The sequence below is a fragment of the Stenotrophomonas maltophilia genome (assembly GCF_013464915.1).
Taxonomy (GTDB): Bacteria; Pseudomonadota; Gammaproteobacteria; order Xanthomonadales; family Xanthomonadaceae; genus Stenotrophomonas; species Stenotrophomonas maltophilia_AT.
Genome location: NZ_RAVT01000038.1, coordinates 1 through 25567 on the forward strand (window position 1 = coordinate 1; position 25567 = coordinate 25567).

Consider the following 25567-nt stretch of genomic DNA (forward strand, 5'->3'; position numbering starts at 1 on the left):
CCCACCCCGCCTTCGACAGATCTCTGCGGTCTGTCGKAACCACTCTCGGGGTCAKATCCGTTTTCCTTCGKAAAACGKATCTGACCCCAGATGTATTTCGATATCTGAAAGATTTCATCCACGCATGGTGTGGATCTACCGTGTCGACCAAGGTCGACACCTACCAACAGCCGCCGGAATCTGTCAGAGGTGGGGCGGTGTCGGAGTGCGGGGTGTCAGCCGCATGGATGCGGCTGCCAAGCCCCCAGGGACGGGTTTACGGCGTCCCCGCACTCCGACACCGCCCCGCCATCCCACGGAATGCCCGCTTCTGCTGTTGCTGTTGCTGTTGCCTCGGCTTGAAGCCTCTGCAGGTGCAGGGCGCAGCCCTGCTCGACCCACCTCACACCGTGATGGTCTGGGTCAGCGACTCCCAGGTCGGTGGCAGCGGCCACGCCGCCGCCTGGTTGCCATCCAGCACCCGCCGCAGGTCGCGCGGATCAATCTGCGGTGCCAGCACGTGCACCAGCTCCAGCGCGTAATCACGCAGCACACGGTCGCGCGGCAGCACCGCCCAGGCAATGCACTCAGTGATCGGGTCCGGTGCCGGCCACGATCTCAGGTCTTCGTCGTTGGAACTGACCGCCATCTCGGCCAGCAGGCCCACGCCCAGCCCGGTGCGCACGTAGGTCTTGATCAGATCGGCATCGAGCGCGGTCAGTGCCAGGTCCGGCACCAGCCCGTTGGCGGCGAAGGCGCGCTGCAGCGACGAGTTCGGCCGGGTCGAGGATTCATAGCTGATCAACGGTTGGCGGGCCAGCGCGGCCAGGTCAGGCGCGCGACCGGCGCGATCCAGGGGATGGCCCTTGGGCACCACCACCAACCGGCGCCAGCGGAACAGCGGCACCGCGATGCCATCGGTGGGTTCGCCACCTGCGGTACTGATGATCGCGATATCGGCATCACCCTGGTTCAGGCGGTCCAGTGCATCGGCTTCACCGGCCTGCTGCAGGTGCACGCTCACCTGCGGGTAGGCCTGCTTGATGGCCGCCACCGCCGGCGGCAGCACGAAGCGTGCCTGGGTGTGGGTGGTGGTCAGGATCAGCTGGCCCTGGCTTTCACGGCGTTGGTTGGCGGCGTAGGTGCGGATGTTGTTGGCCTCGGCCAGTACCGCGCGGGCGCGGGCGATCACCTCGGTGCCGGCCGGGGTGACCGACTCCAGGCTGCGGCCCTTGCGCACGAACAACAGGAAGCCGAGCTCGTCCTCCAGCTGCTTGAGCTGCTTGGACAGGCCGGGCTGGGTGGCGTGCACGCGCGAGGCGGCCAGCGTGATGTTCAGCTCGGCGTCGGCGATGGCAACCAGGTAGCGCAGCTGGGTCAGCGTCATGGGAGGCAGGCGGCGTGGGGCGGAGGTCCACTCTAGGGTCAATTGCCGTCACCAGCTTATAACCAAAGGTTGTTTAAGAAAGGTATCTGGTCATTTCCGGGCGTCATATGCCGGCGCTACGGTCAGCCGGCAGCCGCTGGCCTGAACAGCCAGCCCTCCCCCTTCCGCCCGCCGGCGTCCGGCGCGGCCCTGTTTCCGGAGCGCTTCCATGGCCCTGTACGACTCCATCCTCGATACCGTCGGCAACACCCCCATCGTCAAGCTGCAGCGCCTGGCGCCGCCGCAGATCAGCCTCTACGCCAAGGTCGAGTCGTTCAACCCGGGCGGCTCGGTCAAGGACCGCCTGGCGTTGGCGATCATCCTCGACGCCGAAGCGCGCGGCGTGCTCAAGCCGGGCGACACGATCGTGGAGGCCACCTCGGGCAACACCGGCGTGGCGCTGGCGATGGTTGCCGCCGCGCGCGGCTACAAGTTCGTGGCGACCATGGTCGAAACCTTCTCGGTGGAACGCCGCAAGCTGATGCGCGCGTATGGCGCGAAGGTGATCCTGACCCCGGCCGCCGAACGCGGCAGCGGCATGGTGCGCAAGGCGCGCGAACTGGCCGAGCAGCACGGCTGGTTCCTGGCCAGCCAGTTCGCCAACCCGGCCAACCCGGCGTATCACCGCAATACCACCGCCGCGGAGATCCTGCGCGACTTCGCCGGCAGGCGGCTGGACTACTTCGTCAGCGGCTGGGGCACCGGTGGCACGCTCACCGGCGTGGGCGAAGTACTGAAGGTCGCGCGCCCGCAGACCCGCATCATCGCCACCGAGCCGGCCGGCGCCGCACTGCTGAAGGGCGATGACTGGAAGCCGCACAAGATCCAGGGCTGGACCCCGGACTTCGTGCCGGACGTGCTCAACCGCGATGTGGTGGATGAACTGGTGTCGGTTGATGATGACCGTGCCATCGCCACCGCGCGCCGGCTGGCAGCGGAGGAAGGCATCTTCGTCGGCATCTCCGCCGGCGCCACCGTGGCCAGCGCACTGGACGTGGCCGCACGCGCCGAACCGGGCTCAGTGATTCTGGCCATGCTGCCGGACACCGGTGAACGCTACTTCTCCACGCCGCTGTTTGCCGATGTGAATGAAGGCTCCGACGACGAGTGGCTGGCCGGCCTGCCGTGATGCCCGGGGTCAGAGCCTTTTCCGTTCGGAAAAGGATCCGACCCCCTCCTGCTGGATGCCCGGGGTCGGATCCCTCTTCCGCAGGCAAAGGGCTCTGCCCCCTTTCTGCTTCAGCCTGCGTGAAGGCGTCGCCCGCCATCGTGCGTGAAGGCCGTCGGATCGCAGCGCGTGAGACGGTCATGACGCAGTATCGATGCCCTGTCCCCTACCGTGGGAACAGCCGGCGCAGAAGCTGCGCGGATCACCTCACAGGCAGGAGACGGACGCATGAAGATCGAAGTTTGGCAGGGCGACATCACGACCCTGGCGGTGGATGCGATCGTCAACGCGGCCAATGAAACACTGCTCGGTGGCGGCGGTGTCGACGGCGCGATCCATCGCGCAGCCGGCCCCGCATTGCTGACCGAATGCGAACAGCTGCCGGAGCTGCGCCCGGGCGTGCGTTGCCCGACCGGCGAAGTGCGCGCCACCGGTGCCCATGCGCTGCCGGCACGCCACGTACTGCACACGGTCGGCCCGGTCTGGCACGACGGCCAGCGCGACGAACCGGCACTGCTGGCCAACTGCTACTGGAAATCGCTGCAGCTTGCCGAGTCGCTGGGCGTACAGTCGATCGCGTTCCCGGCCATCAGTTGCGGCGTGTATGGCTATCCGCTGTACCAGGCTGCACAGATCGCGGTGACGGAAACGCTGGCATGGCAGCGCAGCCACGCGCAACCGATGCGCATCGTGCTGGTCGCGTTCAACACGGCCACTGCCAAGGCCTACCAGCAGGCGCTGGCCACCGCCGGCCAGAGCACGGAAAGCGAGCCACGCAGCACGCTGCTGCCGCCGCTGGGCGATGCAGGCCTTGCCGCCGCGCATTGAAACGCGACGCAGCGTGGAAAGGAAAAGGCCGGGCATTGCCCGGCCTTTTCCGTTGCACCATTGATGTCATCCACGCATGGCGTGGATCACACTCAACGGCTGGCAGCTTCCACCGCAGCAGCGTCATCGGCCACGGCGGCTGCAGCATCGGCAGCAGCACGGGCCGCGGAGGCGGCAGCACCGTCAGCGCTGGCACCATCCACCTGCACGCGCACTTCCACCATGCCTGCGCCATTGTTCAGGCCGGACACGTCGACGGTGTAGTGGCCGGCCGGCAGCGTTTCTTCCAGCCGCGCATTGGTGCCATTGCCACCGTCGTCGTTGGTCAGCTCGACATCGCCGCCGACCACGCGCAGCACGGTATCGACCTGGCTGGAGATCGCATCCAGGCGCACGTCGGCGGGACGATCCAGGGTCAGCAGGAAGCGGCGACGGCCGTCGTTGTCCAGCATGGTGTACACGCTGCCCGACTTCGGCAGGGCGGTACCATCGCGTTCGACCAGATTCCCCGGCAGTTCGATGCGGTTGGCCGACAGGGTGAACATGCCATTGACGCCGCTGCCGAGGCCGCGCGCGGTCAGGGTGTACTTGCCCGGCTTCAGCGACAGGGTCAACCGCGAGTTGGTGCTGTCGTTGCCATCGTCGTTCTCGGCTTCAACGCCCTGGCCCGACAGCTTCAGCACCGGATCGAAGACATCCGACACCAGGCGGATTTCGTACAGGCCGGCCTTGTCCACCTGCAGGGTGTAGTCCTGCGAGTCACTGGCCAGCATGTCCACGATTTCGCCACTGCCCGCCAACGGCTTGCCGTCGTAGGGTTTCAGCTTCTCGGCGCGCAGGCGATACGGACCAAAGGCGGTCGGGCCATCGGCATTGACCGCCACCTGGTAGGTGCCGCCGCCATTGGCACGGAACGCCAGCGAAACGTCGCCTTCGCGTTCGTAACCGGTGTTGCTGGTGGAAACAAGGCTGCCGTTGTTGAACACGGCGATCGAGCCGCTGAGGGCACCGGTGAGCTTCAGGCCGACCAGGTCCTTGTCTTCCAGCTTGATCTGGTAGAGCTGGTGGTGGCTGCCGTCGTTGAAGTTGATGCCGCTGCGCGAGGTGATCTCGCCGGACACCGGCTTGTCGAAATCGAGCGACGCGGCCTTGCCTGCGTCACCACTGCTGCCGATGCGGTTGCAACCGCCGGCGACCAGGACCGCGGCAACGGTCAGTGTGAGTGCTGCCAAACGCATGTTGTTTCTCCTTGGCCTTCCATGTAGTTCCCGCGTGCCGGCCGGGCGCGCGGGGCCGGAAACGATACCCGCAAAAGCAAACGCCGGCGTGATGCCGGCGTTGCCCTGTTCATCCAGCGATGGGACGGATCAACCGTTCCACTTGCCCAGCGCGGCCAGGCCATTGTCCTTGGCGCGCTCGTACACGGTCTTCTGGGCAGCGGCGTAGTTGCCCTTCATGTCCTTGGCCCACAGCTTCAGCGCGGCCTGCTGCATGGCGCGGCCGTAGGAGAAGCTCAGCGGCCACGGCAGGTTGCCCAGCTGGTTCATCGCGTTCAGGTGCTCGGTCGACTGCTCGTCGCTCTGGCCACCGGACAGGAACACCACGCCCGGCAGGATCGCCGGCACGGTGCTCTTCAGGCACATCACGGTCGACTCGGCCACTTCCTCGACGTCGGCCTGCTCATCGCAGTTCTTGCCGGAGATGACCATCGAGGCCTTCAGGATGGTGCCTTCCAGCAGCACGTTCTGCTGGTACAGCGCGTCGAACAGCGAACGCAGGGTGGCTTCGGTGACTTCGTAGCAGGTCTCGATGTCGTGGTCGCCGTCCATGATCACTTCCGGCTCGACCATCGGCACCAGGCCGCATTCCTGGCACAGGGCGGCATAACGGGCCAGCGCGTGAGCGTTGGACTCGATGCAGGTGCCCGACGGAATGCTCTCGCCGATGTTGATGACCGCACGCCACTTGGCGAAACGCGCGCCCAGCTTGTAGTACTCCTGCAGGCGCTCGCGCAGGCCGTCCAGGCCTTCGGTGACCAGCTCGCCCGGGCAGCCGGCCAGCGGGTGCGCACCCTTGTCCACCTTGATGCCCGGAATCATGCCGTGGTCGGCCATGTACTTGGCGAACGGCACGCCGTCCTTGGTCGACTGGCGGATGGTTTCGTCGTACAGGATGGCGCCGGAAATGTGCTCGTTGAGCTTCGGCGTGGTCAGCAGCAGCTCGCGGTAGGCACGACGGTTCTCCTCGGTGTTCTCGATACCGACGCCGGCGAAACGCTTGGCGATGGTAGCGGTGGATTCGTCGATCGCGATGATGCCCTTGCCCGGGGCGACCATGGCCTGGGCGGTTTCGGCCAGCTGTTCGATGCTCATGTATTTCCTGTGGCGGGTGCGGGAAAAACGTAAGTATAGCCCCGCTGCCCGTTGCCCCGGTGTCGAGGTCAGGATGGAAACGATTCCAAGTCTGCACAGGACAAAGAATGTCCTGCCGTTGGGGGTCAGAGCCCCTGCGGGGATCTGACCCCGGGGTCGGATCCGCAACGCGGCTCCGGCCCGGGCCAACAATACTTACAGGTCGCCCAGGCCGATGGCGCGGCCGTCGTCGCCCACTTCCAGCAGGCGCAGGGTGTTGGTCGCGCCCAGGGTTTCCATGTGCTCGCCGCTGGTGAACACGACGCGGTCGCCGGCCTGCAGCAGTTCGGCTTCGACCAGCAGGCGGATGCTGCCACGCGCGGCTTCGCGCGGGGTCAGGCCACGGCTGTCGAAATTGATCGGATAGACATCGCGCATCAGCGCCATCTGCCGGCGTGCGCCGTCGTGGCGGGTCACCGCGAACACCGGCGCCTTGGCGCGGAAACGCGACAGGTAACGCGCAGTGCCACCGGATTCGGTCATCGCCACGATCGCGCGCACGCCCACGTGCTGGGACAGGAACATGGTGGCCATGGCAATGGCCTGGTCGGCACGTTCCAGGTTGCGCGGCGAAGCGTTGAAGTCGGTCTCGGTCTGGAACTGGCGCTCGGCCCCCAGGCAGATGCGTGCCATCGCTTCGACGGCCTTGACCGGCCAGGCACCGGCCGCGGTCTCGGCCGACAGCATCACCGCATCGGTACCATCGATGACCGAGTTGGCCACGTCCAGCACTTCGGCACGGGTCGGGATCGGGCTTTCCACCATCGACTGCAGCATCTGCGTGGCGGTGATCACCACCTTGTTCTGCGCCAGCGAGGCCTTGATGATCTTCTTCTGCAGGCCCGGCAGTTCGGCATCGCCGATTTCCACGCCGAGGTCGCCACGGGCCACCATCACCACGTCGCTGGCCTCGACGATTTCTTCCAGGTTCTCGATGGCCTCGGTGCGCTCGATCTTCGACACCAGCGCAGCATCACAGCCATGCGAGCGGGCGATGTCACGCGCATCGTTCATGTCCTGCGCGTTGCGGCAGAACGACACGGCGATGAAGTCGACGCCGATCTTGGCGACGATGCCGATCAGCTCCTTGTCACGCTCGGTCAGCGCGCCCAGCGACAGGCCGCCGCCCTGCTTGTTCAGGCCCTTGCGGTCGGACAGCACGCCGTCGTTGAGCACGGTGTTGATGATGCGTTCGCCCTGCACCTCGACCACCTGCAGCTGCATCAGGCCATCGTCGAGCAGCAGCACATCACCCGGGCCGACGTCCTGCGGCAGGCCGAGGTAGCTGACACCCACCTGGGTGGCATCACCGGGGCCGGCGTTGGTGCTGGCGATCAGGTCGAAGCGGTTGCCCGCCTTCAGTTGCACCTTGCCTTCAGCGAAGCGCTCGATGCGGATCTTCGGGCCCGGCAGGTCGGCCAGGATGCCCACTTCCACGCCCACGCGGGCGGCGGCGGCACGCACTTCGGCGGCGCGCTTGGCCTGGCCGGAGGGGTCGCCATGGCTGAAGTTCAGGCGCACCACGTTGACGCCGGCGCGGAACAGATCCTCCAGCACGCCCGGCGGATCAGTGGCCGGGCCGAGGGTGGCAAGGATCTTGGTGCGACGCTGACGCTCGAACATGGTGAATGGGCCTCTCCCGATAAAGAACGGAAATTAGCACATCCTTCACGCCGCATGTATACGGTTACAGCCTTGTGCTGCCTGACTCCGCGGGTCATGGAACGGACATGGTCCGGACATACGCTGGCGCAGGGCATTCCGTAGAGCCGAGCCCATGTTCGGCTGGCACATGCCGAAGCAGCCGAGCATGGCCTCGGCTCTACAGGAGCCTAGGCCAACAGCGTCGTCAGCTGTGCCGGCTCGCGGGCCAGCTGGCCCGCACCGGCCTCAGTGAGTTCGGCTTCACCACCAAAGCCCCACAGCACGCCCACGCTTCGCAGACCGTGGTGGCGCGCGCCCTCGATGTCCATGCGGCGGTCGCCGATCATCCAGCACTGCACGGGCTGCACCTGCAGGCGGCGCAGTGCCTCACCGACCAGTTCCGGCTTGTGGCTGCGCGAACCGTCCAGGGTCGAACCGACGATCTCCTCGAACAGTCCACCAAATGGCAGGTGGGCGAGGATGCGGCGCGCGTGTGGCTCGTTCTTGGCAGTGACCACCGCCAGGCGGTGGCCACGACCATGCAGCGTGCGCAGCGTGTCTTCAATCTGCGGGTATACCGTGTGCTCGCGCCAACCTTCGGCATCGAAGCGCTCGCGGTAATAGCCCACCGCCTGCTCCACCCGCGCCGGTTCACCGAACAGCGGCGCGAAGGTGGTGCGCAGCGACGGACCGATCCAGCCCAGCAGCGTTTCCTGCGCTGGCACCGGATGGTCCATCTTCCGCAGCGCGTAGGCGATGCAGGCGGTGATGCCCACCTGCGAATCGATCAGCGTGCCGTCCAGGTCGAAGAACAGGACATCCTTGCCGTGGGCGGCACTCATGCGCCGCGCGCGTCGAGTGCCGCTACTGCCGGCAGGGTCTTGCCTTCCAGGAACTCCAGGAACGCGCCGCCACCGGTGGAGATGTAGCTGACGTCCTTTGCGATATCGAACTTGTCGACTGCCGCCAGGGTGTCACCGCCGCCCGCGATGGAGAATGCGGGCGAGCTGGCGATGGCGCGGGCCAGTGCTTCGGTCCCCTTGCTGAAGGCCTCGAACTCGAACACGCCGACCGGGCCGTTCCAGACCACGGTGCCGGCCTTTTCGATCAGCTGCGCGTACTGCGCGGCGGTCTGCGGGCCGATATCCAGGATCAGATCGTCTTCGGCAACGGCGTCGACCGCCTTCACTTCCGCGACGGCGTCGGGCAGGAACTGCTTGGCGGTGACCACGTCCACCGGCAGCGGGATGTCGGCGCCACGCGCCTTGGCATCGGCCACGATCTTCTTCGCGGTATCCAGCAGGTCCGGTTCGTACAGCGACTTGCCGACGTTGTAGCCGGCGGCGGCGATGAAGGTGTTGGCAATGCCACCACCAACGATCAGCTGATCGACCTTGCCGACCAGGTTGGCCAGCAGTTCCAGCTTGGTGCTGACCTTGCTGCCGGCGACGATGGCCAGCAGCGGCTTGGCCGGTGCATCCAGCGCCTGCGCCAGCGCGTCCAGCTCAGCCATCAGCAGCGGACCACCGGCAGCCACCGGCGCGAAGCGGATGACGCCGTGGGTGGAGGCCTGGGCGCGATGCGCGGTACCGAAGGCATCCATCACGAACACATCGCACAGCGCGGCGTACTTCTTCGACAGGGCTTCATCGTCCTTGCCCTCGCCGACGTTCATGCGGCAGTTTTCCAGCAGCACCAGCTGGCCCGGCTGCACGTCGACGCCGTCGATCCAGTCGCGCACCAGCGGAACCTCGCGGCCCAGCAGTTCGGACAGGCGCGCCGCCACCGGTGCCAGCGAGTCGGCTTCGGTCCATACGCCTTCCTTCGGGCGCCCCAGGTGCGAGGTGACCATCACTGCCGCGCCCTGCTCCAGCGCGCGCTTGAGCGTCGGCAGCGAAGCGGTGATGCGCTGTTCGGAAGTGATGCGGCCATTCTCGATCGGCACGTTCAGATCCTGGCGGATCAGCACGCGCTTGCCGGAGAGGTCGAGGTCGGTCATGCGGACGATGGACATGGGCAACTCTTTGGCTCAGGGACGGGATGCCGGTGTGCGGCAGACGGCCATTGTATCGGGTGCGGGTGGTGGGAGGGCCGATGCCTGCGGCAGGCAGAGGCGCACAGCAACAGCAACAGCCAGAGCCAAAGCGCTGGCGCCTTGTGATGCTGTGGGTGGGCCGGGGCGGTGCGGGCTGGCAGGGGACGCCGTAAACCCGTCCTTGGGGGCTTAGCCGCGCCATCCATGGCGCGGATACCCCTGCCAGCCCACACCACCCCGGTCTCGACAGGTTCATGTGGCGGAGCGGATGGCAAAGGCAGAAGCGGTTTCTGATGTCGGTTGGAAAAGGAAGGGGTCAGATCCGTTTTCCTGCGGAAAACGGATCTGACCCCGATGGCCGTCGAGCGAAGCGACCCGCTTCCGCTCTTGCTCTTCTTTTTCTCTTCCGTGGGTGGACGCACACGGAAACCGTCAGAGGCCGGGCGGGGTGGGTTCGCGGGAGTGTCTGCGGCATGGATGCCGCGGCCAAGCCCCCAAGGACGGGTTCACGGCGTCTCCCGCGAACCCACCCCGCCCGGCCAAGCGCGGCTTTTGCTTTTGCTTTGCACGACCAACCCCACCCACGAGGGGCTGCGCCGTTCGCCGGAACCTACGCCGAAGGCGCCGGCTTCTGCCGAAGCAGACTGACCGCCAGGCCGCCAACAACCAACACACCCAGCCCCAGCAACGCCCACAGCAGCCACGCCTTCCAGTCACGTTGCGGCTGCAGCGCCGCCTCACCGGCCAGCGGCTCCGGGCTGCCTTCCAGGCGCGCCAGCGTCGGCTGCCACGACGGGTCATTGCGCTGGCGCAGCTCCTCGATCAGCACACCGATCGGCGCCTCCATCCTGCGCGCAGTGCTGCTGCCCACCGCCAGCGCATAGGGCGCCGCGCCCTGGCTCAGGAACACCAGCACTTCCGGCTGGTAGCCCAGGCGCAGGGACGGCGCAGTCGCGGTTTCTGCAGGGTTCGCGACCAGCTTCCAGTAGCGGTCGCGATGCACGCCGCCCAGTGGCTGCGCCGCTGACTGCTGCCGCGGGCCCTGTGTGCCCTGCTGCAGCTGGTAGGCAATCCACGGCGCACTGCGGCGCTGCCACTCCGCACTTTCGTCGTCGCGGCTGAACAACGTCCACTGCACCAGACTGTTGTCGGTGCTGGCCACATCCGCACGGGCCACCGGGAAACGGCCATCCATCTCGAAGGTGTATTCACCCTTGCCCTTCGAGGTGGGTTCCAGCGACAGCCACTCCCATGGCAGCGTGGCCGGCGCCGGCGGCAGCTCGGCCAGTACGCTGCGCAGCGTCGGCAGGCGTGCATCGCCCTGCGCCAGCACGCGCAGGTAGCGGGCCTCGCCGTCCACCTGCAGACGGCGCTGCAGCAGGCGCTTGCCAGCTCGCTGCAGGTCGACCAGCGGGATATCACGCCCGATCGGACGCCAGTGCTGCAGGTCGTCGCTGGCATCCAGCTGTACCTGTGCCTGCAGCGGCTGGCCACTGTCGGCCCAATCCAGCACCAGGGCTGCCAATGGCTGCTGGCCGAGCACGCTGGCGTCGATCAGCCAGCCCCCCTGCCCGTTCGCCACTGCACCGCCACTCACGCGTGCCTCGACGCGACGCACGCGGCCATCGGTATCGCGCTCGGTCAGCAATTGCAGATCGTTGCGCTGTGCTTCGGCCAGCGGCGGCAGTGCGAACCAGGGCAGTTCACGCTGTACCGGCGGCTGCGCCAGCGGCTGATCGGGCGCCAGCAGTGCAGACGGCAACGATTGGCCAGCGGCGTTGAACACCTGCAGATCGCTCAGGTCCGCGGTACCGGCGCGACGGTAGATCGCCGGCTCCAGCACAACGCGATAGGCACCGGACTGCGCGCTGGACAAGGTCAGCGGCCACTGTTCGGCGTACTGCGTGCGGTAATCGGCGGCCTGTGCCGCGACGGCGGCCAGCAGGCCGAACATCGCCGGCAGCAGCGCCCTGCTCCACGTCTTCATTGCTTTTCCTCCACGGTCGGCGCCGCGCTGGGCGGTGCCGGTGCCAGATAACCCACGACGGTGCACAGCAGGCCGTAGGCGATGAACGATGCGATGCCCAGCAGGTTGCCCAGGTGCTGGCGATCGACAATGACCAGCTTGGCCAGCACCACGCCCATCAGCACGGCACCGACCATCCACAGCACGCGCTGGCCGCGGCGTGAACCCCATACCCAGGCGATCACGCCGAGCACGCTCCACAGCACGGTCAGGCTGGTCTGCGCCAGGCTGAAGCGCATCATCGACGCGTTCCACGACAGGCCGCCCCACTGATGCACGCCATGCAGCACCACGCTGGTCAGCGCAACGAACGTTGCCAGTGACAGCAGCGGCATGCGGATACCCAGCAGTGCCTTCGGCGCCTGGTCGCTGTACAGCCAGCGCGCAAGCAGCAACAGGCTCAGCCACTGCCCGAGCTCGGCCGGGTTCAGCACCGGCAGCCACAGCAGCGGGGAAGCATCGCCCGGCAACAGCTGGCCCAGCAGCCAGCCGATCGACAGCAGGCCGAACAGCACGCACTGCAGCGGCGTGCGCACACGGTCGAACGCTGCGCCAAGGGGCCAGCGCAGCGTGTTCCAGCGCCACAGCGACAGCGATGCCATCAGCAGCCACGGCAGGGTGACCAGCAGCAGCGTCCACCCCTGCGCCAGACCGGCCTCGCCACCGCCCCACAGGGCCAGCAGCGAAAGCAGGGACGGCCACAACAGCCACCACAGGAACTGCGCGATGCGCGCCACGCTGTCACCGCCCTGGCGCAGGCACAGCAGCGTGCGCACGCCGAGCACGGCGAACACCGCCCAGGCCAACGCACCGTAGCCGGCGAACGGCTGGTGGTGCGCGTCGCTCTGCATCAGCGCCAGCGGGAAGCCCAGCGCCAGCATCGCCAGCGCGGTCACGCCCAGTGCACGCGCTGGCTGGCGGCGCTGCATTTCGGCGGCCAGCCATGCGGTGACCGCAGCCAGCACCAGCAGCGCGTCCACTTCGATGCGATACGGGAAGAAGCGGGTGATCTCGTGCACCAGGCCGCCCAGCCACCACAGCAGGCCCCACAGGTAGTAGACCAGTGCGACCTCATGGCGCGGCCGGCGCTGGTAGCTCCAGGCGGAGGCGAAACCTGCCAGCGCCAGCAGCAACGCGCCGATGGCGGTCGGGTTGAGCAGGAAGCGGGCATCTTCAAGCCAATGATCGGCGCCGGCCACGAAGGCGAACGCGGCGCCCATCTGCAGCAACGCGCCAGACACCTGCGGCAGCCAGCGCTTCTGGCGCAGCCCCAGCCAGGCCAGGCCGGCACCTTCCAGCGCGAACACGGCGCCGGTGGCGCGTGCCGACAGCGCCAGCGGCACCGCCAGCGTCGCAAAGCCCGCCGCCAGCACCGCATGCGACTGCGCCAGCACGGTGTACGACGCACGCCGGATCAACGCCCACGCCAGCACCGCGTAGACCGCGGCCAGGCCCAGCGCACACAGGGCCAGCGTCATCGGCTGCTCATGCAGCATGCCGGCCTGCAGCGAGAACGCGACCAGCGGCGTACCGAACACCAGGCTGCCATCGACCAGGTCGCGGCGGCCGGCCGGCTGCCGGCGTGCGTAGAGCAGCGGGATCAGCAGGTAGAAGGCAAAGAACAGCAGCAGGAACGGTTCGGTACTGCTGAACTTGTCCGGGGCGTACTGCAGCACGCCCCAGAACGTACCGATGCCGAAGGTGAAGGCGAAACCCAGCAGGTTCAGCGCGCGCCACGGGCGGAACCAGGCGATGGCGAAGATGCCGGCGTTGAGGACCGCGTAGTAGCTGAACAACCCCACGTGGTTGCCGCTGCCGGTGGACAGCCACAACGGCGCCATGAAGCCGGCCAGGATGCCCAGCACCGCCAGGGTGCGCGAGTTCTGTACCACCGCCAGCACGCACAGGCCTGCCACCAGCGCGATCGAGCTGACGAAGGCAAAGCCCGGGGTGACCAGCTCGAATCGCTTGAAGGCGGCAAAGATGGTCAGCAGCAGCACGCCGATGGCACCGCCCTGCAGCGCCAGCGCGAACATGCGCCTGCGTTCGCGCTGGTGCCAGCCGAAGGCCAGCAGCCCCAGCGCACCCACGGTGACCCCGGCCAGGCGCAGTTCGATCGGCAGCACCAGCCAGCCCTGGTCGCTGACGTACTTCAGCAGCGCGGCGACACCGGCCAGCAGCACCAGCATGCCGATCTTGACCGGCACGTTGCCTTCGGTGAACCAGCGCTTGACCGCACCGATGCCGCGTTCGATGACGTTTGGCAGCACCGGTTCGGCCGGCAGCGGTGGCGCCACCGGTACCGGCGGCGGCGTGACCGGACGGGGCGCAGGCGTCTCGGCAGGCGGGGCTTCAGGCGCCGGCGGCTGCGGCGGTTGTGGTGCCGCCGCAGCGACCGGCCGCAGGAACGGAGGATCGGTGCTGTCCGAGGGCGTCGCCAGCGGCCGTGCGGGCGCCGCGTCCGTTGCGGCGGCAGCGTCGGCGGGCCGGGTGGCAGGGGCGGCCGCCAGCGCGCTTTCCAGCGCGGCCACGCGGCGGCGCAGGCCGGCGATCATCACCAGCGCCACCACCAGCAGCAGCGGGATGGCCAGCAGGACCAGTACGACCAGGGCGATCAGAGCTTCCATTGCGTGCTTCCATTGCGTTCCCGCGCCCCAGCGGCAGCGGTCGACCGGCCCATGCTACGACAGGGCTGGCCCCATAAACGACGAACCCCGGCCAGGCCGGGGTCCGTGTGCGATCTTCGCCGGCCTTACTTGGCGGCGATGACCTTGGCCATTTCCAGGCACTTGTTCGAGTAGCCCCACTCGTTGTCGTACCAGGTCACCAGCTTGACGAAGGTGCCGTCCAGGGCGATGCCGGCGTCGGCGTCGAACACCGAGGTGCAGGTCTCGCCGCGGAAATCGGTGGCCACCACCTTGTCTTCGGTGTAGCCCAGGATGCCCTTCAGCGGGCCTTCGCTCTGTGCCTTCACCTCGGCGCAGATCTCGGCGTAGGTGGCTTCCTTTTCCAGCTCGACGGTCAGGTCGACCACCGACACGTCCGAGGTCGGGACGCGGAAGCTCATGCCGGTCAGCTTCTTGTTCAGTTCCGGAATGACCACGCCGACAGCCTTGGCCGCACCGGTGGACGAGGGAATGATGTTTTCCAGGATGCCACGGCCGCCGCGCCAGTCCTTGTTGGACGGGCCATCGACGGTCTTCTGGGTGGCGGTGGCCGCATGCACGGTGGTCATCAGGCCGCGCTTGATGCCCCACTTGTCATTGATGACCTTGGCCAGCGGCGCCAGGCAGTTGGTGGTGCACGAGGCGTTGGAGATGATCGCCTGGCCGGCGTAGGTCTTGTCGTTCACGCCGTACACGAACATCGGCGTGTCGTCCTTCGACGGGGCCGACATGATGACCTTCCTGGCGCCGGCATCGATGTGCTTCTGCGCGGTTTCCTTGGTCAGGAACAGGCCGGTGGCTTCCAGCACCACGTCGGCGCCGACTTCGTCCCACTTCAGGTTGGCCGGGTCGCGTTCCTGGGTCAGGCGGATCTTCTTGCCGTTGACCAGCAGGTCGTTGCCCTGCACCGCCACGTCGGCCTTGAAGCGGCCGTGCACGGAGTCGTACTTGAGCATGTACGCCAGGTAGTCCGGCTCCAGCAGATCGTTGATGGCCACGATTTCGATGTCGTCGCCGAAGTTCAGCACCGCCGAGCGCAGGACGTTACGCCCGATGCGACCGAAACCGTTGATACCAACCTTGATTGCCATGTTCTCAAGCTCCTGCGGCCGCGACGGGTGCGGCGGGATGGATAGGGCCCACAAGTCTAGCAAACCGGGGCTGGCCACCGTGGGCCAGCCCCCGGGCCAGAGGGCCGGCGGACAGGATTTGATCCGGATCAAAGCGTTAGCGCGGCGTGAGGCCGAGACTGTCGCCATCCACCCAGCAACGAGATCACCCCCATGCGCAAGACCTCCCCCCTGATCCTGGCCGGCCTGGCCGCCGCCCTGTCCCTCGCCGCCGCCCCGGCCATGGCCCAGTCCAAGGGCGACTGGACCGTCTCGGCCGGCATCCACCAGGTGGCGCCGAAGTCGAACAACGGCTGGCTGGCGGGCCACACCCTGAAGGTCGACGTCGACAACGACGTCAAGCCGACCATCACCGGCGAGTACTTCATCGCCGACAACCTGGGCATCGAAGTGCTGGCCGCGCTGCCGTTCAAGCACGACATCAACATCAACGGCCTGGGCCGCGTGGGCAGCACCAAGCAGCTGCCGCCGGTGGTGACCCTGCAGTACCACTTCAACAGCAAGGGCAAGGTCTCGCCGTTCGTCGGCGCCGGCGTGAACTACACGACCTTCTTCAGCGAAGACACCACCGGCGCGCTGGCCGGCAGCAAGCTGAAGCTGCAGGATTCGTGGGGCCTGGCCGCGCATGCGGGCATCGACTTCGCGATCGGCGAGAAGGGCGCCCTGCGCGTGGACATGCGCTGGATCGACATCGACAGCAAGGTGAAGTTGAACGGCGAGAAGATCGGCACGGTCAACATTGATCCGCTGGTCTACGGTGCGTCGTACGTCTTCAAGTTCTGAAGCGGTGTGTTGAGCGCGGGGGCTTCGCCCCCGCTCCCCCGCTACACGCAAAACCCTCGCAGCATGTTGCCCCGGTCTTTGCCGGGGCTTTTTTTTCGGAAGCATGCGCAGGCGCGCTCTTCTGTAGAGCCGAGCCATGCTCGGCTATCGCGCGGAGCGCGCAGGTACCCGAAGAAGCGCAGCCGAGCATGGCAGGGCTCTACAGAAGCATGAACGGCCCGCCTTTCAGTCGATTACTGATCCGGCGCCACTTCCACCCGGTTGCGGCCGCTTTCCTTGGCGCGGTACAGCGCTGCATCGGCGCGTGCCAATGCCTGCTCCAGCGTATCGCCACCATCGTCATGCCAGCGCGCGACGCCGATGCTCACGCTCACCACCGGGGCCGCATCCGAATCGGCATGCGCGATCGCCAGCGCCTGCACCTGTTGCCGAAGCTGCTCGAACGGTGCGGATTCCGGTTGCCCTGGCACCCAGTGCCCCAGCGCCACGAACTCTTCGCCGCCGTAGCGCGCGACCACCGAGTCGCTACCGCGCAGCTGCGCGGCCAGGGTGGTGGCCACCGCATGCAGGACGGTGTCGCCGGCGGGATGGCCGTGGTGGTCGTTGTAGCGCTTGAAGTAGTCGATATCGATCATTGCGATGCGCAGCGCGCCGCGCGCATGCGACGTGCGCAGGTAGCGCTGGAAGATCTGGTTGGCCTGGCGATCGAAGGCGCGTCGGTTCAGCAGGCCGGTCAGCCCATCGTGGTTGGCCAACGCATCCAGGCGTTGCTCGGCCCGCCAGGTGGCGCGCGTCTGCCGTTCGGAAATATAGCTGCCGACAATGCCGGCCAGGTTGCTGGCCAGCACGAACATCACGCTCTGCAGCATCTGCGCCCAGTGCCGGCCCACCTGCAACTCAGCCAGCACGAAGGCCAGCGCGATCAGGGTTCCGGTCAGCGTCGCCACCCCGAAACGCAGCCCGCACAGGAAGTAGTTCAACAACAGGAACAGGCTGATGCCTTCGTAGGGGTAGTTCACGCCGGCACGGTGCGCGGTCCAGATCATGGTCACCAGCGCCAGCCCGCTGACCAGCACAACGCTGCCGCCCAGCCACTGCAGATGGCGCCGCAGCACCGGCACGAAGGTCAGCGCGACGCCCAGCAGCAGCACCGGCAGCAGAACGAACAGCCGCCAGCGCAGCACCGGCGCGTGCACGTCCGGCGGCAACCAGCGGGTATCGAGCACTGCAAAGCCCAGCGAGAACGCGCCTGCCACGGCGCAGGCCCAGCGCATGCGCCAGACCACCTGGGCATTGAACGCGTCGGCAAATCCGTCGTCATCCGGATGACCGACCATGATGCGCCTGTCCGTGATCGCCATCAGCCCCTCCCCCGCGTGTACCCGGGTCACCCTAGCGGCCGATGCATCAAGGCTGTGTGGCGGACACCCGGCCCGGTAAAGCCCGCGCCAGCCCCACACCGCTAGAATATGCGCATGAAAGCCCTGCACTCCCTGTTCCTCGCCGCCGCCCTGGCGCCGGCCCTGCTGTCCGCTTCCGCCCCGGCCCATGCCTGGGGCGCGCAAGGCCACCGCCTTGTCGCCGAGGTCGCCGACGCCCGCCTCAACCCTACCGCCCGTGCCGAAGTGGACCGCCTGCTGGCCACCGAGCCAGACGCGACCCTGGCCAGCATCGCCCCCTGGGCCGACCAGCTGCGCGCCAAGGATCCCGGCCTGGGCCGACGCTCGGCCGGTTGGCACTACGTCAACATCGCCGAAGACAACTGCCATTACGAAGCACCGAAGCACTGCAAGAGCGGCAACTGCATCGTCGAGGCCCTGAAGGCACAAAGCGCCATCCTCGGCGACCGCAGCCTGACCGACGGCGAGCGCCTGCAGGCGCTGAAGTTCGTCGTGCATCTGGTGGGTGACATCCACCAGCCGATGCATGCCGGCTACGCCCACGACAAGGGCGGCAACGATTTCCAGCTGCAGTTCGGCAACCGTGGTACCAACCTGCATTCGCTGTGGGACAGCGGCATGCTCAACACCCGCAAGCTGGACGATGCCGGCTATCTGCCGCTGCTGCAGAGCCAGCGCGCGCCGAAGCTGGCGCGCCAGTCCAACCCGCAACGCGACCCGCAGACCTGGGCCGAGGCCAGCTGCCGCATTTCCATGCAAGCTGGCGTTTACCCAGCCACGCGTAAAATCGGTGACGAATACACCGAGCGCTACCGGCCGCTGGCCGAAGCGCAGCTGCGACTGGCCGGTGAGAACCTGGCGCAGTTGCTGAACCGCGTGCTCGGCACGCGCTGAGGAGCGTTCCAATGTCAGTCCAGGTGCAGTCGTTCTTCCACCGTGACAGCAATACCTTCAGCTACCTGGTCAGCGACCCGGCCAGCGGCGAGGCGGCGCTGATCGACCCGGTCCTGGACTACGACCCGGACACCGACGCCAGCAGCGAAGCACCGTTGCATGCCGCGTTGCAGACCCTCGAGCAACAAGGCCTGCAGCTGCGCTGGCTGCTGGAAACCCACGCCCACGCCGACCATGTGTCGGCGGGGCGTCGGCTCAAGCGGCGCTTCCCGCAGGCCACGCTCGCCATCGGCGAAGGCATCCGTGCAGTACAGGCAACGTTTGCACCACGCTATGGCCTGCAGCTTCCTGGTGCGGATGAGATCTTCGACCACCTGTTCAGCGATGGCGAAACCTTCGCCCTGGGTGGGCTGGATGGGCAGGTGATCGCCGTGCCCGGGCATACCAGCGACAGCGTCGCCTACCTGATCGGCGATGCACTGTTCACCGGCGACTCGCTGTTCATGCCCGACGGCGGCACCGCCCGCTGCGACTTCCCTGGTGGCGATGCCGCGCAGCTGTACCGCTCGATCCAGCGCCTGCTGGCCCTGCCCGATGCGACGCGCGTGTTCGTCTGCCACGACTACGGCCCGGGTGGTCGTGCATTCGCCAGCGAAACCACCATCGGCGAACAGCGCGCGCACAACATCCACGTGCACGACGGCGTGGCCGAGGCGGAGTTCGTCAGCGTGCGCCAGGCCCGCGATGCGACGCTGGAAGAACCGAAGCTGATGCAGCCCGCGGTGAAGGCCAACATCCAGGGCGGGGCGTAAGCCTTCGCGCCGGAGCCAGGCATCACCGGCACACTGCAGCGCTGCTCCGTGCGCCCGTGGGCGCAATGCCACTGCGTATGCGCGCAATGACGACGCTGCGGCGGGTTGCCGGCGTGTTCTTCAACAAGGTGCACACTGCAGGCCCCTGCTTGCGGTAGAGCGTCGCGGCCATCTCGCTGATTTCTTCACTGGCCATGCCATCGGCCACGATCATGAAATCGATCAGTGCCTGCAGCTGCGCCCGCGTCAGTCGACCGCCATCGCGTTCCACCATCGCGTGTACAGCAGGGATCACACGGTCTTCGATGAAGGGTTCGTCTGCATTGCGCGCTGTGCCAGCACGCGCATCGTGGACGGCAATGAACCGGGTTGCGATGACCACCATATCGGCGCCCTGGTCCCGCTCCGTGGCCAGGCAAGGCGTCATGTGCAGCCCCAGGTACGTCAGGATGATGGTACCGAGCGCTCTGATCATTCGTAGATCACCTCGTGATAGATGGTTTCCTGCAGCAGATCATCCTGCGCGGTGCCCACGAACATCTGCCGGGACAGCACGCGCTGGGCATCGAAGCGGATACGCACGTTGTAGCTCTCCGATGCGTCGCCGCCCTGCAGGTCCAGCACGCCGCCACCAGCATCTGCCTTCAGGGTTCCGCGGTGCAGATCGAAGAGATCGCGGTACACCGAGTACGCCACGGGAACCGGCTGACCGTCCACGCGCAGTTCCAGGTGCGTGACCTCGCGGCATGGCGAGGTGGTTCCGCCGCACACAACTCCGCTTGCGGCCGGTGCATCGGCCGTGCGCATGGCAAGTGTGGCTTCCACCCGTCGGGTGGCAGATGCGTCTGACAGGCGTACCTTCGACTTCTGCGTCAATACACGCGAGGAAGGGGCCTTCAGTACCTGCAGGGCCTGCCGCAGGCGCTGCAGCTGTTCCGCACATTGCACCGGCGCTTCCGCGGAATCGGCACAGGCCGCCTGCAACTGCAACGCATCCACCTGTGCAGCGGTGATTTCGCCGCGATCGACCTTCATTGCCACCGCGCCGACCAGAAGCGAAAGATCACTGCGCTCTCCCCCATCGAGGATCGCCTGCCGTGCAACCTTCAGGAGGGCCGGCGGCTGGGTGGCGAGCAGTTCGGCGATGCAGGGCGATCGCGGGCGAATCTGCAGCGCCCCCCGCAGATACGCCACGCGCGCGGGCTCGTCCAGCGCTGCCAGGTAGCCGCCGGCCGAGCAGGCCGGCGGAGCATTTCGATACGCGTCCAGGTCGTGCTTGTCCTGCCCATGCGGCGTGCAACCGGCCAGTACGCAGGAAAGCCCGGCCAGCATGATTGTCCAGATCTTCATCCCCAGCTTCCGTTGCCGTGTCGCCCGCACTGTACGCCTGCGCGGGCGACGGCGCCTGCCTGGCCGGCCATGGCCCGGCGCTAGCGCCCCTGCGTGCGCACCACATGCTGGCCCTTCACGACCTCGAAGGTGAAGGCGTACTGCAGGGTAACGGCCACCGGTTCGACCCGCTCGGCGCCGCGGCAGTCGCCGCGATCAGCCGGCACCTTGCCCGCTGCGAAGTGGCAGACCGCGGCGGGCGAGTACTTCCACATCGCAACTGCCTCCTGCGCGGCCTGCAGCAAGGGCGCATTCTCCGGTACCCCACCCGCACTGCATTGGCTGCGGTCGGTCAGCGGCATGCTGCGCTCAACGCTGCCCTGCGCATCCACCACCACCTGCAGGCAGACCGTGGTCGGCGGCAGCGAGGTGCGTGGATCGCGCTCGCCCACCACCGGATCGGGTGCCGTATGCAGCTGCGGCATGCGGTAGCCTTCGCTGGCGGCCAGCGTGTAGGGCTGGATCTGGCCGGCGCCGCCTCCGGCATCGGGCCGCAGGCGCTGGTGACCAACATTCTCGCTGCGGGTATCGACGGTGGTCAGGCGATCCTGGGTTGCACACCCCGCCAGCAGCGCCGCCATCGCCAGCAGCGGCGCCCGCTTCACTTCGCGTCCTCGGTGTCATCCATGGCGTAGGTGATCGGGACGCGTACGGCAGCGGCCACCGGCTTGCCGTTCTTTACTGCCGGACGATAGGTCCAGCTGCGTGCGGCAGCGATGGAGACGGCGTCGAACACCCCAGGATTGGTCGCACTGAGCACCTGCACATCGGTCGGATGGCCCTGTTCGTCCACTTCGATGCGCAGATTGACCACGCCTACCTGGCGCTGCTCGAACGCGGACTTCGGATAGGACGGTGGCGGCATCTTGTCCACCTGGATGGGACGGTCCAGCCCCGCCCTGGCCGCATCTTCCTGCGCATGCTCGAATGGCTCGACACCGATCCGGGTGCCACCGGCCGCGCCGCCCTGGCTGGCCCACGCCACTGCGCCCATGCCCACGCACAACCCGACCACCAGCACCTGCCCGGACACCCACGGCAATGCCTTCCGCTTGGACTGCTTCAACATGGCGATACGCTCCTTCAACACGGGTTGGCTGCGCCAATGGCAGACCGCTGGCGCAACCGGGTGGACCAGCTGCGCCTTCAGCAGCGTGCTGGCGTAGAGGCCGCGCAGCGCAGGCTGCGGACCGATGGTGCGGGCATCGCAGGCCAGTTCCTGGTCGCGCAGGAAGCGGCGTGCGGCCCACGGCAGCAGCGGGTGGAACCAGAACACCGCGCGGACCAGCAGCAGCGCACCGTTGGCCCAGTGGTCGCCATGGCGGCGATGGCTGCGCTCGTGCTGCAGGATCAGGTTCTGCTCCTGTGCGGTGAACTGCTGATCGAATGCCGGGCCGACCACGATGCGTGGCCGCCACAGGCCGACCAGCGCCGGCAGCCCGGGATCGCCGCTGGCCTGCCAGCTACCATCGGCACGTGCACGCAGTGGGCCCATGCTGCGTTCGAAACGACGCTGCGCACGCAGGTCGCGCAGCAGGCAGATGCCGGTGCCCAGCGCCCATGCCAGCAGCAACAGCCGTGCCCATGGCAGCGCGGGGGCGGCCAGTCCATCCACCGCCCCTGGCACCACTTTCAGCGGCACTGTCGGCACGTGCTGCAACAGCGCAGCCTGTGGCAATGGCAACAGCAAGGTCACCAGCAGCAACGGCAGCAGCCACCAGCTGCGATAGGCCAGCCCGGCGCCGCCCAGGCTCACCAGCAGCGGTCGCAGCGCCGCCAGCAGCAGCACGCCCACCGCCAGCCACAGGCTGGCCCGCCACAGTCCGTCGAGCAGCTCAGTCATGGTCCAGCTCCTGGATCAGCTTCTTCAGTTCGGCAATGTCCTGCGCGCTCAGCTGCCCACGTTCGCTGAAGTGCGCCACCAGTGGCGCCACGCGGCCCTCGAAGACGCGTCCGATGAAGTCCTGGCTCTGCGCCTCCACCCAGGCCTGGCGCTGCAGCAGCGGCCGGTAAAGGTAGCGCCGTCCATCGCGCTCGGCGGCGATCGCGCCCTTGGTCAGCAGGCGGTTGAGCAGGGTCTTGATGGTCGGCTCGGCCCAGTCGCGGTGGGCCAGCGCGGCGACCACTTCGTCGGCGCTACGTGGTGCCTGCTGCCACAGCACCTCCATCACAACGGCTTCGGCTTCGCTGATCGGGGTCATGGTTTACATCCGTAATCGACGAATTGATTACGCGCGTAATCGAACCTCATGTCAAGCCCCTCGACTCCGGGTTCATCCCGGCTGCGCCAGCATCGGTTCCTCCCGCCCCTGGCATCGGATGAAAGCGCTGCCCAAGAAGGACGTCCCGGTCGAGCAGGCCCGCCGCTTCCTCGAACCCGGCCCGATCGTGCTGGTCGGCACCGCCTGGCGCGGCCAGCGCAACCTGATGACGATGGGCTGGCACATGGTGATGGGCTTCTCCCCTTCACTGGTCGCCACCTACCTGTGGAACGAGAACCACAGCCACGGCCTGGCCGTGGGCAGTGGCGAGTGCGTGATCAACGTACCCGGCGTGGAGCTGCTCGATACCGTGGTGGACATCGGCAACTGCAGCGGTCGCGAGGTCGACAAGTTCGCCCGGTTCGGGCTGGATGCACTGCCCGCGCGCGAGGTCGGCGCGCCACTGGTGGGGCAATGTCATTCGTGCTTCGAATGCCGCATCTACGACGACAGCCAGGTGGCATCGAACAACCTGTTCATCTGGGAAATCGTGCGCGCACATGTGGCGCCACGGCCGAAGCTGCCACGCACGGTGCACTACCGCGGCGATGGGCAGTTCATGGTGGCCGGCGCCGAAGTCTCGCGTCGACGGCGGTTCAAGCCCGACATGCTGTAATGCCAGCACTCCCCCACACGCAGGACCGCCCCGCATGACCGAACACCTCACCGACCTGGACGCCGCAGTCGACTGGTTGTTTGCGCGCGTGGACGGGCCGTTGCGGATCGGGGCACCGCTGGCACTGGGCAAGCCGCACCGGCTGCTCAATGCGCTGTACGCGCGCGTCGAGCACGACCCGTCGCGGCCGCTGCAGCTGTATACCGCGCTGTCACTGAACCCACCGAAGGTGCGCGGCAACGGCCTGGAAGCGCGCTTCATGGCGCCGTTCGCGCAGCGCCATTTCGGCGATGATTTCCCGCGCCTGGCCTATGCCGATGCAATCGCGCGCGACGCGTTGCCGGCGCATGTGCAGGTGGAAGAGTTCTACATGCAGTCCGGCGCCCTGCTCGGTTCGCGCCAGGCGCAGTCCAGCTATACCAGCCTGAACTACACCCACGCCGCCGATGCGGTCGCCCAGCGCGCGCCGCAGGTGATCGTGCAGAAGGTGGCGATGCGGCCGGATGATCGCCGGCTCTCGCTGTCGTGCAACAACGACATCACCCAGGACACGCTCGATGCCATCGCAGCGCGTGGCCTGCCGCGCCCCCTGCTGATCGCCGAGATCGACCCGCAGCTGCCCTACCTGGGCGGCTCGGCCACGGTCGACGTGTCCTTCTTCGATCTGGTGATCACTCCGCCACCGCCGTACCCGGCACTGTTCGGCCTGCCACGGCAGCCGGTCGGTGATGCCGACTACGCCATCGGCCTGTATGCCAGCACCCTGGTGCGCGACGGCGGCACCCTGCAGATCGGCATCGGCACGCTGGCCGACGCGCTCAGCCACGCGCTGGTGCTGCGCCACACCGACAACGCGCGCTACCGCCGCGTGCTGCACGCGCTGGATCCGCAGCTGGCCAGCCACCCGCTGGTGCAGGAGATCGGCGGGCTGGATCCGTTCGAGGTGGGCCTGTACGGCTGCAGCGAAATGCTCAACGAAGGCTTCCGGCGGCTGGTGCAGACCGGGGTGATCAAGCGCAAGGTGCATGACGACCTGGCGCTGATGCAGCGCATCGAGAACGGCAGCACGTTGTCCATCGACCATGCCACCCTGGCCGCCGAGGGCGAGTACCTGCACGGCGCGTTCTACCTGGGTTCGCCGGAATTCTACGCGTGGCTGCGCACGCTGCCGGAAGACGAATGCCGTGCGATCGGCATGCGCCGCATCAGCGAGATCAACCAGCTGTACGGCGGCAACGAGACGCTGGAGCGCCTGCAGCGCCGCCACGCGCGCTTCTTCAACTCCTGCATGATGGCCACCGCACTGGGCGCGGCCGTGTCGGATGCGCTGGACGATGGCCGCGTGGTGTCCGGCGTGGGCGGCCAGTACAACTTCGTGGCGATGGCACATGCGCTGCCGGAAGCGCGCAGCGTGTTGATGTTCCGCGCTGCGCGCGACGACAAGGGCCAGCGCGAATCGAACGTGCGCTGGAACTACGGGCACACCACCATCCCGCGCCATCTGCGCGACATCTACCTCAACGAATATGGTATCGCCGATCTGCGCGGGCTGACCGACGAGGACTGCGTGTATGCGATGACCGCGATCACCGAGGCTCCGTTCCAGGGTGGCCTGCTGCAGCAGGCACACGCCTCGCGCAAGCTGCTGGCGGCGCCCCAGCCCGACCCGCAGCGCCTGCAGCGCAACACGCCGCAGGCATTGGCCGCCGCACTGGCCCCATTCCGTGCCGATGGCAGCCTGCCCGACTATCCGCTGGGCAGCGACTTCAACGAAATCGAGCAGGTGCTGGTGAAGGCGCTGGGCTGGCTGAAGGCCCACACGCAGACCCGCGGCGACAAGCTGCGCACGGTCTGGGCCGCGCTGCGGCAGCCGGCCGGTGATGGCGATGCGGTGTACCTGCAGCGCATGGGCCTGCAGGCACCGAAGGACTTCGCCGAGCGCCTGGACGCGCGACTGCTGCGCCTGGCGCTGGCCCGCACCGCCTGAAAAAAGGGGACGGAGGGGATTAAGTCGTTTGTGCACAAACGACTTAATCCCCTCCGTCCCCTTTTTTCTCATCCACGCATGGCGTGGATCTACTCTGGAGAACGAGAAAGGC

Annotated in this window: 22 protein-coding genes; 7 read left to right on the forward strand and 15 right to left on the reverse strand. The window is 67.3% G+C overall.

Features of this window, described 5'->3' with window-relative positions; genetic code table 11:
- Window positions 1–382: 382 nt before the first annotated feature.
- Window positions 383–1366 carry a LysR family transcriptional regulator gene (locus D7T59_RS13640; RefSeq protein ID WP_180852646.1) on the reverse strand — a complete coding sequence of 328 codons (984 nt, stop codon included), beginning with the start codon at window positions 1364–1366 and terminating at the stop codon, window positions 383–385.
- A gap of 208 nt (window positions 1367–1574) precedes the next feature.
- Here D7T59_RS13640 and cysK point away from each other — a divergent pair, with 208 nt between their 5' ends.
- Entirely contained in the window at window positions 1575–2534 is a 960-nt protein-coding gene (gene cysK, locus D7T59_RS13645) for a cysteine synthase A (protein WP_180852647.1), read from the forward strand.
- 267 nt (window positions 2535–2801) lie between these two features.
- On the forward strand, window positions 2802–3401 hold the full coding sequence (locus tag D7T59_RS13650; RefSeq protein WP_180852648.1) for an O-acetyl-ADP-ribose deacetylase: 600 nt from the start codon (window positions 2802–2804) through the stop codon (window positions 3399–3401).
- A gap of 92 nt (window positions 3402–3493) precedes the next feature.
- Here D7T59_RS13650 and D7T59_RS13655 read toward each other — a convergent pair whose 3' ends face one another.
- The 8 genes from D7T59_RS13655 to gap all read right to left on the reverse strand — a co-directional run bounded on the left by D7T59_RS13655 (window position 3494) and on the right by gap (window position 15274).
- On the reverse strand, window positions 3494–4639 hold the full coding sequence (locus D7T59_RS13655; RefSeq protein WP_164139370.1) for an iron-sulfur cluster assembly protein: 1146 nt from the start codon (window positions 4637–4639) through the stop codon (window positions 3494–3496).
- 129 nt (window positions 4640–4768) lie between these two features.
- Window positions 4769–5773: a class I fructose-bisphosphate aldolase gene (locus D7T59_RS13660; RefSeq protein ID WP_049427418.1), complete on the reverse strand. Its 1005-nt coding sequence runs from the start codon at window positions 5771–5773 to the stop codon at window positions 4769–4771.
- Window positions 5774–5968: 195 nt separating this feature from the next.
- Window positions 5969–7435: a pyruvate kinase gene (pyk, locus tag D7T59_RS13665; protein ID WP_049427416.1), complete on the reverse strand. Its 1467-nt coding sequence runs from the start codon at window positions 7433–7435 to the stop codon at window positions 5969–5971.
- Between the two features lie 209 nt (window positions 7436–7644).
- Complete coding sequence (locus D7T59_RS13670) at window positions 7645–8298, reverse strand: HAD hydrolase-like protein (RefSeq protein WP_180852649.1); 654 nt, start codon at window positions 8296–8298, stop codon at window positions 7645–7647.
- Window positions 8295–9470 carry a phosphoglycerate kinase gene (locus D7T59_RS13675; protein WP_106551323.1) on the reverse strand — a complete coding sequence of 392 codons (1176 nt, stop codon included), beginning with the start codon at window positions 9468–9470 and terminating at the stop codon, window positions 8295–8297. The genes D7T59_RS13670 and D7T59_RS13675 overlap by 4 nt, the downstream gene beginning before the upstream one ends.
- A 631-nt stretch (window positions 9471–10101) precedes the next feature.
- The gene (locus D7T59_RS13680; RefSeq protein ID WP_180852650.1) at window positions 10102–11478 is read right to left on the reverse strand and encodes a DUF3999 domain-containing protein; all 1377 of its coding nucleotides are present in this window, start codon (window positions 11476–11478) and stop codon (window positions 10102–10104) included.
- Entirely contained in the window at window positions 11475–14144 is a 2670-nt protein-coding gene (locus D7T59_RS13685; RefSeq protein WP_180852651.1) for a DUF2339 domain-containing protein, read from the reverse strand. Before D7T59_RS13685 ends, D7T59_RS13680 begins: the two co-directional genes overlap by 4 nt.
- A 125-nt stretch (window positions 14145–14269) precedes the next feature.
- Window positions 14270–15274 (reverse strand): type I glyceraldehyde-3-phosphate dehydrogenase, encoded by a 1005-nt coding sequence (gene gap / locus D7T59_RS13690; protein WP_005410838.1) that lies wholly within the window; start codon window positions 15272–15274, stop codon window positions 14270–14272.
- A gap of 192 nt (window positions 15275–15466) precedes the next feature.
- On the opposite strand from gap, the gene D7T59_RS13695 reads away from it, so the two are divergent.
- Window positions 15467–16096 (forward strand): OmpW/AlkL family protein, encoded by a 630-nt coding sequence (locus tag D7T59_RS13695; protein WP_049432699.1) that lies wholly within the window; start codon window positions 15467–15469, stop codon window positions 16094–16096.
- Window positions 16097–16329: 233 nt separating this feature from the next.
- On the opposite strand, the gene D7T59_RS13700 is transcribed toward D7T59_RS13695, so the two are convergent.
- Window positions 16330–17457, reverse strand: a complete 1128-nt coding sequence (locus tag D7T59_RS13700) for a GGDEF domain-containing protein (RefSeq protein WP_180852652.1) — start codon at window positions 17455–17457, stop codon at window positions 16330–16332.
- Window positions 17458–17571: 114 nt separating this feature from the next.
- On the opposite strand from D7T59_RS13700, the gene D7T59_RS13705 reads away from it, so the two are divergent.
- Together D7T59_RS13705 and D7T59_RS13710 are read left to right on the forward strand one after the other, a co-directional pair.
- A complete protein-coding gene (locus D7T59_RS13705) occupies window positions 17572–18390 on the forward strand; it encodes a S1/P1 nuclease (protein WP_164137555.1) in 819 nt (272 codons plus the stop codon).
- Window positions 18391–18401: 11 nt separating this feature from the next.
- The gene (locus tag D7T59_RS13710; protein WP_164137554.1) at window positions 18402–19202 is read left to right on the forward strand and encodes an MBL fold metallo-hydrolase; all 801 of its coding nucleotides are present in this window, start codon (window positions 18402–18404) and stop codon (window positions 19200–19202) included.
- A gap of 22 nt (window positions 19203–19224) precedes the next feature.
- Here the strand turns inward: D7T59_RS13710 and D7T59_RS13715 are convergent, their stop codons facing one another.
- From D7T59_RS13715 to D7T59_RS13735, 5 genes are all read right to left on the reverse strand, one after another.
- Window positions 19225–19677, reverse strand: a complete 453-nt coding sequence (locus D7T59_RS13715) for a hypothetical protein (RefSeq protein ID WP_180852653.1) — start codon at window positions 19675–19677, stop codon at window positions 19225–19227.
- Entirely contained in the window at window positions 19674–20552 is an 879-nt protein-coding gene (locus D7T59_RS13720; protein ID WP_180852654.1) for a hypothetical protein, read from the reverse strand. The genes D7T59_RS13715 and D7T59_RS13720 overlap by 4 nt, the downstream gene beginning before the upstream one ends.
- A gap of 80 nt (window positions 20553–20632) precedes the next feature.
- Entirely contained in the window at window positions 20633–21196 is a 564-nt protein-coding gene (locus D7T59_RS13725; RefSeq protein WP_180852655.1) for a hypothetical protein, read from the reverse strand.
- Window positions 21193–22434, reverse strand: a complete 1242-nt coding sequence (locus tag D7T59_RS13730; protein ID WP_180852656.1) for a M56 family metallopeptidase — start codon at window positions 22432–22434, stop codon at window positions 21193–21195. The genes D7T59_RS13725 and D7T59_RS13730 overlap by 4 nt, the downstream gene beginning before the upstream one ends.
- Window positions 22427–22792, reverse strand: coding sequence for a BlaI/MecI/CopY family transcriptional regulator (locus D7T59_RS13735; protein WP_012481135.1), 366 nt, complete (start codon window positions 22790–22792; stop codon window positions 22427–22429). Before D7T59_RS13735 ends, D7T59_RS13730 begins: the two co-directional genes overlap by 8 nt.
- Before the next feature lie 118 nt (window positions 22793–22910).
- Here D7T59_RS13735 and D7T59_RS13740 point away from each other — a divergent pair, with 118 nt between their 5' ends.
- Window positions 22911–23468 (forward strand): flavin reductase family protein, encoded by a 558-nt coding sequence (locus tag D7T59_RS13740; RefSeq protein ID WP_180852657.1) that lies wholly within the window; start codon window positions 22911–22913, stop codon window positions 23466–23468.
- A 34-nt stretch (window positions 23469–23502) separates the two neighbouring features.
- Window positions 23503–25455 carry an acetyl-CoA hydrolase/transferase C-terminal domain-containing protein gene (locus tag D7T59_RS13745; protein WP_180852658.1) on the forward strand — a complete coding sequence of 651 codons (1953 nt, stop codon included), beginning with the start codon at window positions 23503–23505 and terminating at the stop codon, window positions 25453–25455.
- The last annotated feature ends 112 nt before the right edge of the window (window positions 25456–25567 follow it).

Bases quoted from the DNA above. Each gene is read 5' to 3' on its own strand.
- cysK (WP_180852647.1), top strand. From the start codon at position 1,575: ATGGCCCTGTACGACTCCATCCTCGATACCGTCGGCAACACCCCCATC.
- D7T59_RS13715 (WP_180852653.1), bottom strand. From the start codon at position 19,677: ATGATCAGAGCGCTCGGTACCATCATCCTGACGTACCTGGGGCTGCAC.
- pyk (WP_049427416.1), bottom strand. From the start codon at position 7,435: ATGTTCGAGCGTCAGCGTCGCACCAAGATCCTTGCCACCCTCGGCCCG.
- D7T59_RS13740 (WP_180852657.1), top strand. From the start codon at position 22,911: ATGAAAGCGCTGCCCAAGAAGGACGTCCCGGTCGAGCAGGCCCGCCGC.
- D7T59_RS13675 (WP_106551323.1), bottom strand. From the start codon at position 9,470: ATGTCCATCGTCCGCATGACCGACCTCGACCTCTCCGGCAAGCGCGTG.
- D7T59_RS13640 (WP_180852646.1), bottom strand. From the start codon at position 1,366: ATGACGCTGACCCAGCTGCGCTACCTGGTTGCCATCGCCGACGCCGAG.
- D7T59_RS13705 (WP_164137555.1), top strand. From the start codon at position 17,572: ATGAAAGCCCTGCACTCCCTGTTCCTCGCCGCCGCCCTGGCGCCGGCC.
- D7T59_RS13655 (WP_164139370.1), bottom strand. From the start codon at position 4,639: ATGCGTTTGGCAGCACTCACACTGACCGTTGCCGCGGTCCTGGTCGCC.
- D7T59_RS13650 (WP_180852648.1), top strand. From the start codon at position 2,802: ATGAAGATCGAAGTTTGGCAGGGCGACATCACGACCCTGGCGGTGGAT.
- D7T59_RS13745 (WP_180852658.1), top strand. From the start codon at position 23,503: ATGACCGAACACCTCACCGACCTGGACGCCGCAGTCGACTGGTTGTTT.
- D7T59_RS13685 (WP_180852651.1), bottom strand. From the start codon at position 14,144: ATGGAAGCTCTGATCGCCCTGGTCGTACTGGTCCTGCTGGCCATCCCG.
- D7T59_RS13735 (WP_012481135.1), bottom strand. From the start codon at position 22,792: ATGACCCCGATCAGCGAAGCCGAAGCCGTTGTGATGGAGGTGCTGTGG.
- D7T59_RS13660 (WP_049427418.1), bottom strand. From the start codon at position 5,773: ATGAGCATCGAACAGCTGGCCGAAACCGCCCAGGCCATGGTCGCCCCG.
- D7T59_RS13730 (WP_180852656.1), bottom strand. From the start codon at position 22,434: ATGACTGAGCTGCTCGACGGACTGTGGCGGGCCAGCCTGTGGCTGGCG.
- D7T59_RS13700 (WP_180852652.1), bottom strand. From the start codon at position 17,457: ATGGCGATCACGGACAGGCGCATCATGGTCGGTCATCCGGATGACGAC.
- D7T59_RS13710 (WP_164137554.1), top strand. From the start codon at position 18,402: ATGTCAGTCCAGGTGCAGTCGTTCTTCCACCGTGACAGCAATACCTTC.
- D7T59_RS13720 (WP_180852654.1), bottom strand. From the start codon at position 20,552: ATGAAGATCTGGACAATCATGCTGGCCGGGCTTTCCTGCGTACTGGCC.
- D7T59_RS13670 (WP_180852649.1), bottom strand. From the start codon at position 8,298: ATGAGTGCCGCCCACGGCAAGGATGTCCTGTTCTTCGACCTGGACGGC.
- D7T59_RS13695 (WP_049432699.1), top strand. From the start codon at position 15,467: ATGCGCAAGACCTCCCCCCTGATCCTGGCCGGCCTGGCCGCCGCCCTG.
- D7T59_RS13680 (WP_180852650.1), bottom strand. From the start codon at position 11,478: ATGAAGACGTGGAGCAGGGCGCTGCTGCCGGCGATGTTCGGCCTGCTG.
- gap (WP_005410838.1), bottom strand. From the start codon at position 15,274: ATGGCAATCAAGGTTGGTATCAACGGTTTCGGTCGCATCGGGCGTAAC.